The 9344-nt window shown below is 73.3% G+C and carries 7 protein-coding genes; 5 read left to right on the top strand and 2 right to left on the bottom strand.

Annotation, left to right across the window (positions count from 1 at the left end):
- Positions 1–48: 48 nt before the first annotated feature.
- On the bottom strand, positions 49–1356 hold the full coding sequence (locus tag LO772_RS01940; RefSeq protein WP_231776551.1) for a PQQ-binding-like beta-propeller repeat protein: 1308 nt from the start codon (positions 1354–1356) through the stop codon (positions 49–51).
- A 573-nt stretch (positions 1357–1929) separates the two neighbouring features.
- Here LO772_RS01940 and LO772_RS01935 point away from each other — a divergent pair.
- From LO772_RS01935 to LO772_RS01915, 5 genes are all read left to right on the top strand, one after another.
- Positions 1930–3522 (top strand): ABC transporter substrate-binding protein, encoded by a 1593-nt coding sequence (locus LO772_RS01935; RefSeq protein ID WP_231776550.1) that lies wholly within the window; start codon positions 1930–1932, stop codon positions 3520–3522.
- Positions 3523–3661: 139 nt separating this feature from the next.
- Positions 3662–4603: an ABC transporter permease gene (locus tag LO772_RS01930; protein ID WP_231776549.1), complete on the top strand. Its 942-nt coding sequence runs from the start codon at positions 3662–3664 to the stop codon at positions 4601–4603.
- Positions 4600–5409, top strand: a complete 810-nt coding sequence (locus LO772_RS01925; protein WP_231776548.1) for an ABC transporter permease — start codon at positions 4600–4602, stop codon at positions 5407–5409. Before LO772_RS01930 ends, LO772_RS01925 begins: the two co-directional genes overlap by 4 nt.
- 5 nt (positions 5410–5414) lie before the next feature.
- A complete protein-coding gene (locus tag LO772_RS01920) occupies positions 5415–7079 on the top strand; it encodes an ABC transporter ATP-binding protein (protein WP_231776547.1) in 1665 nt (554 codons plus the stop codon).
- A 334-nt stretch (positions 7080–7413) separates the two neighbouring features.
- Positions 7414–7719, top strand: a complete 306-nt coding sequence (locus LO772_RS01915; RefSeq protein ID WP_231776546.1) for a hypothetical protein — start codon at positions 7414–7416, stop codon at positions 7717–7719.
- A gap of 382 nt (positions 7720–8101) precedes the next feature.
- Here LO772_RS01915 and LO772_RS01910 read toward each other — a convergent pair whose 3' ends face one another.
- Positions 8102–8686: a short chain dehydrogenase gene (locus tag LO772_RS01910; RefSeq protein ID WP_231776545.1), complete on the bottom strand. Its 585-nt coding sequence runs from the start codon at positions 8684–8686 to the stop codon at positions 8102–8104.
- Positions 8687–9344: the final 658 nt, after the last annotated feature.

The raw sequence follows: 9344 nt of genomic DNA, 5'->3' as shown, positions 1-9344 counted from the left end.
GAGCGGGAACGGCCGGTGCGACCGGGCCTGTTCGGGCGGTGACGACGCTCACGGCGTGGCCGCCGCGTGCGCCGTGATCCGCGCGCCGTTGTGGACCACGCCGAAGTGCTCGTTGACCACGACGGGGGCGATGCCGGGGGCGGTCTGCACGACCTCTCCCGTACGGGCGTCGACCACGCGGGACGCGTTCTTCGCGCTGTCTTCGACGTAAAGCAGCCCCTGGAATGTCGCGGTGACTTTGCCGGTCCAGGCATCCGCGCCGGCCGCCGGGCGCGACCACAACTGTGTGCCGGTCGCGGCGTCGGCCGCGGTGGCGCGCTCGCCCTCGGTGCACACGACGATGGCGGCGTCCGCGTCGTGATCGCAGTTCGCGTCCGCGGTCAGCGCGTCGCCGAGTGCGGCGAACGGCTCCTGGGTCGCGATCCGCACCAGGCGGGTCACCTCGTTGCCGTCGACCTTCTCCCCGGTCTTGAGCCACGGTCCGATCGTCCCGATGGTGGTGCACGACCGCTGGGCCGAGTCCTGCCAGACGCGGCTGCTTCCGTCGGCGACGCGCAGCCCGGTCAGCCGCATGCCCTCGGTGAACGCCATGCCCGCGACGACGTCACCGTCGACACCGAGCGCATGGAAGTCCGGGTTGCTCCACGCCAGTTTGGGCCCGGCGAGGGACACGCCGTAGCTGCCGGTGACCTTGCTGTCGTGGTTCGCGCGGAGTACGGCCACGCCGTTCGCGACACCGACGATGTCCACGGAGGCCGTCGACTTGGGCGGCGAACTCTTCCACTGGGCGACCGCGAAGGAGAACCGCCACACCTCCTGCCCCGTGCCGCGGTCCACCGCGACCAACTCGACGCCCGGCCCGGCCGGTTCGCCGACACCGCTCACCGCGAAGCCCGCGAGTGCGACCTGCACGCCGTTGATCTCGGTGAACACCGGTTCCCCGACCATCGGCCGCTTCGCCGAGTACGCCTCGATCGCGGCCGGGTTGCCCGCGGCCGGCGGCGCGTGGAGGAGCGGGTGCTCGGGCGTCACCTTGCCGAGAGTCCGTCGGCTCGCGAGGTCGACGGTCGTCAGGCTCGACTCCGACGCCACATAGGCGTTGCGGTCGTGCAGGATGACGGGCGTCCCGGACGTGTAGGCGCTGTCGGTGAGTGTGAAGGCGTCCGGTGCGAACGCGCTCGGAGGCCGGCTCGCCGCTTCCTCGGCGGGTTCCGCGGGCGGTGCGCCGGACGCCGAGGTCGGCACCGCCGAGTCGGCGGCGTGGACATCGCCGTCGCCGCCGGACGAGCAGGATGCCACCAGGGCGGCGCTGAACAGCGCCCCCAGGGTGACGCGTAGTTTCTTCGCGGTGTGCATGACCTGATCCCCTTGCTCGTCTGCGGACTTCTGTTCACGGGCGCCGTCCCCGCACCGCGTCACCGACCTCCGGGCGCACCCGCCACGGAGTGTCCGGGCGTACGCCGGGTACCCCGGCCGCGCCGGGGGCCGAAGAGCGGGCAGGCTTCCCAGGGTTCGGGACCCTAGTGGCGGGAAACGCCCTTCGGGTCGCGTGGGGTCGGGCCCCGCGCAACTCGGCTGATCTCCCGCGTCCCGGAGTCGGCGTCGGGACGCGGCCCCCTGTCAGGTCGGCCGACCGCCGACCACGCAGCCGCGGCACCTTTCCGCGACCCCGCGCATCGCGCGTCTGCGTAACGTCAGCGGGCCGGACGAGGAATGCGCCATGCCCTGATCCTCACACTCGGTCGGGCCTCGGTCCCACGCGGGGTCGGCGCGGTCGGTGGGCGGGCACCCGCGCCCGTGCGGGCTCGATCGACGACCCACTATCGATAACGACAATCATTTCGGATAAGATCTCCGGCGGCGCGCTCGCACCGAAACCGCCGATCACGCCCGGCCGTCGGCCGGAACGCCCATCCGGGTAGGGAGACCATGCCGATATCTGTCAACCGCCGCCAATTCCTGCGCACCACCGTCGGCGGTACCGCCGCCCTGGCCGTCGGCGCGACGCTCACCGCCTGCTCGGACGACGACACCGCCGGAACCCCCGCCCGCGACGACGGCGCACGCCCCCGCGGAGGTGTGCTGCGCGCCGCGTTCGTCGGCGGCGGCGCCTCGGAGGCGCTCGACCACTTCCGCGGCCCCACGCCCATGGACTTCGTGCGCGCCAGAGCCTGGCACGGCGGCCTCGGCAACCTCGATCCCACCGCCCCCGACGGCGTGCGCTACGGCGTCCTGGAGAACATCGAGGTGTCGGACGACCTGGCCACGTACGTGCTGCGGGTACGTCCCGGCGTCCGCTTCACCGACGGATCGCCGGTCACCGCCCGCGACGTGCTCTACTCGCTCGCCGGACCCGCCCGTACCAGCCCGCTGCCGGTCTTCAAGATGCCGGCCGCCAACTTCGCGCTCGACCAGGCCCGGGTCGACGGCGACCTCACCCTCGTGCTGCCCACCGTCCGGCCCATCGCCGACGGCCGCCTGATCCTGTGTCAGGGCACGTACCTCGTCGTCAAGGACGGCACCACCACCTACGGCCCGGACACCCCGACGTGCGGTCCGTTCCGGCTGACCCGCTTCGAACCGGGCCAGGGTGCCACCTTCGTCCGCAACGACGACTACTACGGGCTCGCGCTCGGCGGCGGCCCCTACCTGGACGGCCTCGAACTGCGCTCGATCCCGGCCGGCGACGCCCGCGCCGGAGCCCTCACCGGCGGGCAGGTCGACTTCGCCCACGACCTGCCGCCCGTCGCGGCCCGCACGCTGGAGAACAACCCCCGGGTCGTCCTGACACCGTCGGACAGCCCCTACCTGGTCGGCCTGTCCTTCCGGATGAACATGGCCGTGCCGCCGTTCGACAACCCCCAGGTACGCGAGGCGTTCAAGCTGGCCGTCGACCGCGAGGCCATGGTGCGCACGGTGCTCTTCGGCCGCGGCACGGTCGGCAACGACCTGCCCGCCCTCGGGTTCCCCGACTACGCCCGCGGCATCGCCCAACGCCCCCACGACCCGGACCGCGCACGGCAGTTGCTGCGCGACGCCGGGGCCGACGGCCTTGAGGTCACCCTGACCACCGGGCCCGAGACGCCCGGCATGGTCGAGGCGGCGACGCTGTACGTCGAGGACCTGAAGAAGATCGGGGTGCGTGCGAGCCTGCGCGAACTGCCCGCCGGGCAGCTCTTCGCCGACTTCCCCGCGTACACCCGGCTTCCGCTGGCGGCGGGTTTCAACGTGCCGGTGCCCGCACTGTCGTCGTACCAGACCACCACGGCCGGCGGCGCACCGAGCGCGCTGGGGTGGAACCGCCCCGACGTCGACGCCCTGGTGACCGAGGCACGGGCCCAGCGCGACCCGGCCCGTGCGGCGGATCTGGGCACGCGGGCGCAACTGGCGCTGTGGCGCGACGGGAACACCGTGATGCCGGTCTTCAAGCCGTACCTCAACGCCGCGTCGCCGTCGGTCGTGGGGGTGGCCGACGATCTGTACGTGCAGTTCCCCGGGTTCGCGCAGGCGGCGTTGCGGTGACCCGCCGAACGCCGGGAGGAGCTGGGGGAGTCGTCCGAACACCGGCCGAAAACACGGGAGTTGACCGCACGCTGCCCGGAGTGCCGGAACGTGGGGCGACGTCCGCCGGTGACAACAGGGTCCCGGCGGCGGTGCCGGCGTGCTGACGTTCCTGCTGCGCCGCACCCTGGGCGCGCTCGCGGCGCTGGCCGTGCTGTCGGTGCTGCTGTTCGCGGCCACCGAGGTGCTGCCCGGCGACGCGGGCGACGTCGTCGCGGGCGTCGACGCCTCACCCGGTGAACGCGCCCGCATCCGGCACGAGTTGGGCTTGGACCGGTCGGCCGCGCGGCGGTACGCCGACTGGGCGTCGCACGCCGTCCGCGGCGATTTCGGCACCGCGATGGTGGGAGGCCGCCCGGTCGCCGACGTGATCGCCGACCGTCTGCCGAACAGCGCCCTGCTCGCCGGGCTCGCGCTCGTCCTCTCGGCCCCGGTGGTGCTGGCCTTGGGACTCGTGGCCGGCATGCGCCCCGGAGGCAGACTCGACCGTGTCATCAGCACTCTGAGCCAAGGAGCGGTCGGCACACCGGACTTCGTCGTCGGGGCCCTCCTCGTCGCGGTGTTCGCGGGCTGGTGGGGTCTGCTGCCGCGCGTCTCCCTCGTGCCGCTCGGAGAATCGCCGCTGAGCAGTCCTGAGGTGCTGGTGCTGCCGGTGCTGACGCTGTGCGTCGCGGGCCCCGCGGCTGCCGTCCGGATCATCCGGGCGGCAGCCGCCGAGGTCGCGGCGACGCCGTACATCGAGAACGCCCGTCTGAACGGCGTACGCGGAACCCGCCTGGCACTGCGGCACTTTCTGCCCGGTACGGCCGCCCCCGCGATCCAGGCGCCGGCCATGACCGCGGCCGGACTGGTCGGCGGCACCGTCGTCGTCGAGACCGTCTTCGCCTATCCCGGCATCGGTCTCGAAATGCGCCAGGCCGTGGCCGCCCGCGACGTCCCCATGGTGCAGGGCATCGCCCTCACCCTCAGCGCGATCACCCTCGCGGTGCTGCTGATCGCGGACGTGGCGTGCCGCGTGCTCGATCCGAGGAAGCGCCCGTGACCGCCAAGACGCGGACCGCGGCCCGGTACGTGCTCTTCGCGGTCGTCGCGGCGATGGCCGTCCTCGTCGTGGCCGGCGCCCGGCTGGCTCCCCACGGCCAGGCCGAACAACTCGGCCTGCCGTTCGAAGGACCCACCGCGAGCCGCCCGTTCGGCACCGACGTCCTCGGCCGGGATGTGCTCAGCCGCCTCCTGCACGGCGCCCGGGCCACCCTGCTGCCCGCCCTCGCCGCGACCGCCGCGGTGACCGTGGTCGGCGGCGGACTGGGGCTGTGGGCGGGGCTGCGGGGCGGGCGGGGCGCCGAGGCCGCGGTGCGTGTGGTCGACGTACTCGCGGCCGTACCACCGCTGTTGCTCATGCTGGTGCTCGCCGCCGGGCAGCCGGGCAGCTCCACCGCCCTGGTGGTGGCGATCGCGCTGGCCACGCTGCCGTTAGGCGTCCGGGTCGTCCGCTCGGCCGCGCGGGGCATCGCCGCCGCGGGCTATCTGGAGACGGCCCGGGCACGCGGCGACCGCCCCGCGGACCTGCTGCGTTACGACGTCCTGCCCAACCTCGCCGGGCAGGTGCTCGCGGACGCGTGCATCAGGCTCGTCGCGTGCGTCCACCTGACCGCGACAGCGGGATTCCTCGGCCTGGGCCCCGGGGCGCCGCACGCGGACTGGGGCCGCATGGTCGAGGAGAACCTGCCGGGCGCGGAACTGTCGCCGACGGCGTTCCTGGCCCCCACCCTGGCCCTGATCCTGTTCACGGTGTCGGTGACCCTGCTCGCCGACCGCCTCACGACACCGTCAGGCAAGGAGAGTTAGCCAGGATGCCGTTCGCCGTCATCCGGGGCCTGGTCCTCGGCGCACCCGGACGCCCACCCGTCCTCCGCGGGGCCGACCTGTCCGTGCGTGCCGGTGAAGTGGTCGGCATCACCGGCGCGTCCGGTGCCGGGAAGACCATGCTCGCACTCACGCTGCTGGGTCATGTGCGCCCCGGACTCCGGGTGTTCGGCGGTCGGGTCGACGTCGCGGGCACCGACCCCCTGACCCCTTCGGGCGCGCGACTTGTGCGCGGCCGGGTCGTCACCTTCCTCGGACAGGACCCCGCGTCCGCACTCCACCCGGCACGCCGCCTGGGGCCGCAGATCGCCGAGGCCGTACGCCTCCGCTCCGACCGCCGCCTGACACGTGATCAGACAACGGCGGAGGTCGTCCGTCTCCTGACCGCCGTCGGACTGCCCCACGACGCCGAGTTCCGCCGCCGTCACCCCCACCGGATCTCCGGCGGCCAAGCCCAGCGCGTCGCGTTGGCCATGACGCTGGCCGGCGCGCCCCGCCTCCTGATCCTGGACGAACCCACCAGCGGCCTCGACGCGGCGACCGCCGCACACACCCGCGACATGCTCGCCGACGTCCTCGGCCGTGGGCAGCGGGCCGCCGTGCTCATCAGCCACGACCACGAGCTGCTGGCGGCGCTCGCGGACCGCGTGGAGACGGTGGAGGACGGGAAGGTCACCCCGCACGGGGCCGTTGTCGTCGGCCCCACGTCACCGCGGGCCGACCGTGCGTACGACGAACCCCGGGGTGGCGAGCACGATGACGGGTCGGTGGTGACAGGCCTGTGTGCCGACCTCCGGGAGTCGCCGGGCCCGGCGTCCGCCGAACTCCGGGACAGGGACGGCGATGACGAGTTGCCGGCGATTGGTCGGTGCGCCGACGACCGGGGATCACCGGGCACCGCGGCGGCCGGGCCCGGGGGCATCGAGGTCGCCGACGGCCTCGTGGTGACCGGGCTGTGCGCCCACCACCGGGAGTCACCTGCCGCCGCGCTGACCGACATCACCTTCGTCGTCCCCCGGGGGTCGTGCACCGCCGTCGTGGGTGTCTCGGGAGCCGGCAAGACCACCCTGGCGCGCTGCCTGGCCGGGCTCCACCCCCACAGCGCCGGGACCGTCCGCTGGAACGGAAAGCCACTGGCGAGGCATGACGTCCAAGTGGTCCGCCAAGACCCCGTGGACGCGCTCAACCCCCGGGAGTCGGCCCTCCGCGCGGTACGCCGCCCCCTGGAACGCCTGCGCGGCCTGCCCCGCCACCAGGCCGGCGCCGAGGCACTGGCCCTGCTCGCGTCCCTCGGCATCCCCGCCGCACTCGCCGAGCGCCGCCCCTCCGCCCTCTCCGGCGGGCAGCGCCAACGCGTCGCCCTGGCACGGGCGTTGGCCGCCGATCCGATCCTCCTGATCTGCGACGAACCCACCTCCGCGCTGGACCCCGACACCGCCGAGGCGGTCATGCGGGCACTGGCCCGCGCCCGGCACCGCCGCGGCACCGCCGTCCTCCTCATCACCCACAACCTCCCCCTCGCGGCCCGCCACGCGGACCGGATCCTGACCCTCGCCGACGGCCGCATCACCCGACCCGGCCCCGTCGGCGAGGTGGTCACGGCATCGCGGCGGCATCCGGCTCCCCGGGCTTCGTCGCGCGGTCCGGAGTAGCGGGGACGATCCCATCCGCCGTACGTCGGCGGCGTGTTGAGTCCCGCGGCGCGGGCCCCGCGGACTGGAGTCGCGCCGCTTGTCCGTGCCGTACCGGACAGTGCCGCGTTGCGCCCGTAGTCGGGCGGCCCCACGTCGGCCGCGGAGGCGCGCGCCGGCATGCGGTACGTCGCGCCCGCGTCCGTGCCGCGGGCGTCGTTCGGGAGTGACGCCCCACCAACTTCTACAGCTCTGTAGAATATGGCTACCCGCGCAGCGAACCCCCCGGGGGGCGTGTCGAGTTCGCGGGCGCAGTCGGGAATCCCTCCCACAACACAGCTCTTGGGGGCGTTGCATGTTCACTCACATAGCCACGGCGCGTCGGCGGCGAATCGCCGGGCTGGCGGTTGTCGCGTCCGTCGGCGTCCTGACCGCCGGTTGTGGCAAGGGCCAGACGGTCAAGGAGCCGTTCGCCGACGCGCCGCGCAGTTCGACGACCAACGACAGCCCGGGCGACATCGTCCTCATGCCCGACGGGTTCAGCAACGTCGCCACCAAGTGCGACCACGGCAACCGGATCTACACGATCTACCACAAGGACCTGCCGTACGGGTCGATCTCCGTGGTGCCCAACGACCCGACCTGCGCGGGCAAGAAGTAGCGGAGCGACGACCGTCGGCCCGTGCGTCCACCGGCGCGGGCCGACGGCCCCGAAAGCCTCGAACCCGCACCGCGATCACCTGGGGAGGCGGCCCGATGAACCACGACGCACGGCGTGTTCTCGAGGACTGGTCCCGCGATTGCCCGGTTCCGGCGGACGAGGACGTCCGCGTGATCTACCGGCCGGTCGAGGCGTACGAAAGCGACGGCACCGCCTGGCCGGCATCGTCACCGGCTGGTCCACACTCCCGGACGGCACCGCGATCTGCCGCCTGCGTCTGGCGTGGGGCGGGGACCCGCGGTGGGTGGTGTACGACCCGGAGCGCATCTTCATGCTGTTCCGCGGCGGCGCCTGACCGGACGCCCCCGTGGCGCCCCCGTGCTCACGGACGGATGGTCAGACCCTGGGCGGTCCCTTCCACGGCCTCCACATAGGCGCGCGCGACCTCCGAGACAGGGGTGCCTCCGGCAGGATCGCTACCCATGCTTGCGAGGGTTTCGCTGACCCACCCCGGGCTGATGACATTGATCCGCAGCCCCCGCGGCGCCTCACCGGCCGCGTTGCGGACGAACCCCTCCAGGCCCGCGTTGACGAGGGCTCCCAGTGACCCACCGGCCAGCGGAGCCGAGAACGTGCCTCCGGTCAAGGTGACGGACCCGCCGTCCCGAAGGTGACGCAACGCCCGGCGGGCCAGGGCCACTTGCCCCAACAGCTTGCCCCGCACACCCGCGTCCATCTCAGCATCGGTCACCGACGCCAGGTCCACCAGCGGCCCGCTCGCGGCACAACACACCACCGCGTCGAGATCCGTCACCTCGTCGAACAGCGCGTCCAGGGACGAGGGATCGTCCAGATCCACCACCACCGGCCCTCCCCGCGAAGCCCGCACCACCTCATGCGAAGCCTCCAACGCGCCGACCACGGCCCGCCCGATCGTGCCACTCGCCCCCACCACAAGAACCCTCATAGCGCCGATCATGCCACCCCCGACACCCCCAAGCCGCGACACCATCCCGGCCACGCGAACCACCCCACCCCACAACGCCCGTCCCCACACGGCCGCTCCGGCACCACTGTCCCGACAACGCGACCACCCTCCCCAACCCGCCGCACTGCGGGCATGCCCCCCGCCGCCGAACCCCCACAACTCGCCCCCACTCAACACACCCGGCAGCCACCCCCCGCGCACACAACGTCCGCGATCCGCGGGAGCGACCGGGGTGTCGGCAGGCTCGGGTACGCTCCGCGGCTCACCTCGGACCCCGCGACGTCCAGGGCAAAAGCACGTCCACCGTGGCGAGTTCGTCGCCAAGGGACCGCCGCAACCGGACGACGGTATCGACCGATGCAAGACGCCCAGCCGCTGTGGGACGCGCTCGCCAGAGGCGAATCCGCCGTCCTCACACGCCTCCTGAACAGCGGCGTGAATCCCGACGTCGCCGACGAGGACGGAGAGCCCCACCCCGGTGCGGTCGCCGAACTGGAAGAGGCCGTCGGCGCGTTCCTTCCCGTCGACTTCCGGGCCTATCTGCGCCTGTTCGGTGGCCGCGGCGGCCTACCCGTCTTCGCGTACGAGGGGTTGTCCGCCTCGGACATGCCGGACCGGCGACGCTCCCTCGAACGAC

The organism is Yinghuangia sp. ASG 101 (assembly GCF_021165735.1).
In the GTDB taxonomy this organism is placed as follows: Bacteria; Actinomycetota; Actinomycetes; order Streptomycetales; family Streptomycetaceae; genus Yinghuangia.
This window is presented reverse-complemented; position numbering and strand designations above follow the sequence as displayed.

What these genes read in the sequence shown, in the direction of transcription:
- LO772_RS01940 (WP_231776551.1), bottom strand. Translation starts at nt 1,356, where the DNA reads ATGCACACCGCGAAGAAACTACGCGTCACCCTGGGGGCGCTGTTCAGC.
- LO772_RS01935 (WP_231776550.1), top strand. Translation starts at nt 1,930, where the DNA reads ATGCCGATATCTGTCAACCGCCGCCAATTCCTGCGCACCACCGTCGGC.
- LO772_RS01920 (WP_231776547.1), top strand. Translation starts at nt 5,415, where the DNA reads ATGCCGTTCGCCGTCATCCGGGGCCTGGTCCTCGGCGCACCCGGACGC.
- LO772_RS01915 (WP_231776546.1), top strand. Translation starts at nt 7,414, where the DNA reads ATGTTCACTCACATAGCCACGGCGCGTCGGCGGCGAATCGCCGGGCTG.
- LO772_RS01910 (WP_231776545.1), bottom strand. Translation starts at nt 8,686, where the DNA reads ATGAGGGTTCTTGTGGTGGGGGCGAGTGGCACGATCGGGCGGGCCGTG.